Source organism: Deinococcus pimensis DSM 21231 (assembly GCF_000519345.1).
GTDB lineage: Bacteria > Deinococcota > Deinococci > Deinococcales > Deinococcaceae > Deinococcus_A > Deinococcus_A pimensis.
This window is the reverse complement of record NZ_KI912637.1, coordinates 27,252-27,818: the sequence shown is the minus strand read 5'-3', so window position 1 is coordinate 27,818 and position 567 is coordinate 27,252. Positions and strand designations below refer to the sequence as shown.

Genomic DNA, 567 nt, shown 5'->3' with positions numbered 1-567 from the left:
CGTGCGGCGCGTCGTGATCGGCACGGCGGCCGTGCGGCAGCCCGAACTCGTCGGGCGGCTCGTGGAGCGCCACGACGCCGAGCGGATCGTCGTGAGCGTCGACGCGCGCGGCATGGACGTCGCCGTGCACGGCTGGGCCGAGGGCAGCGGCGTCCGCGTCGAGGAACTCACCGCGCGCCTCTCCACGCAGGGCCTGGAGACGCTGATCTTCACGGACGTCAGCCGCGACGGCACCCTGCGCGGCCTCGACCGCGACCTCATGGCCACCGTGCGCCGCCTCTGGACGAACACCCTCATCGTGGGCGGCGGCGTCGCGGACGTCACGGACGTGCGCCTGCTCGACGAGCTCGGCATCGAGGGCGCCATCGTGGGCCGCGCCATCTACGAGGGCACCCTCCCCTACCCCGTCCCTGCCGGGGTGTAGGCCGTCCTGCGCGTGACCCGCGCGAGGACGTGGCGTTAGACTCGGGCATGACCGACACCGCCGCCGTGACCGTCCACGCCCTGCTCGAACGCGCGCGCGCCGCGAGTCGAGGCCTCGCCCGGCACGACCGCGACCGCGCCCTC

At 75.0% G+C, this 567-nt stretch carries 1 protein-coding gene; it reads left to right on the top strand.

The genetic code is table 11. From position 1 onward, the window contains the following. On the top strand, positions 1-424 hold a 424-nt coding region (locus tag DEIPI_RS29735), incomplete at its 5' end, for a 1-(5-phosphoribosyl)-5-[(5-phosphoribosylamino)methylideneamino]imidazole-4-carboxamide isomerase (RefSeq protein ID WP_245588535.1). Positions 425-567 lie beyond the last annotated feature (143 nt).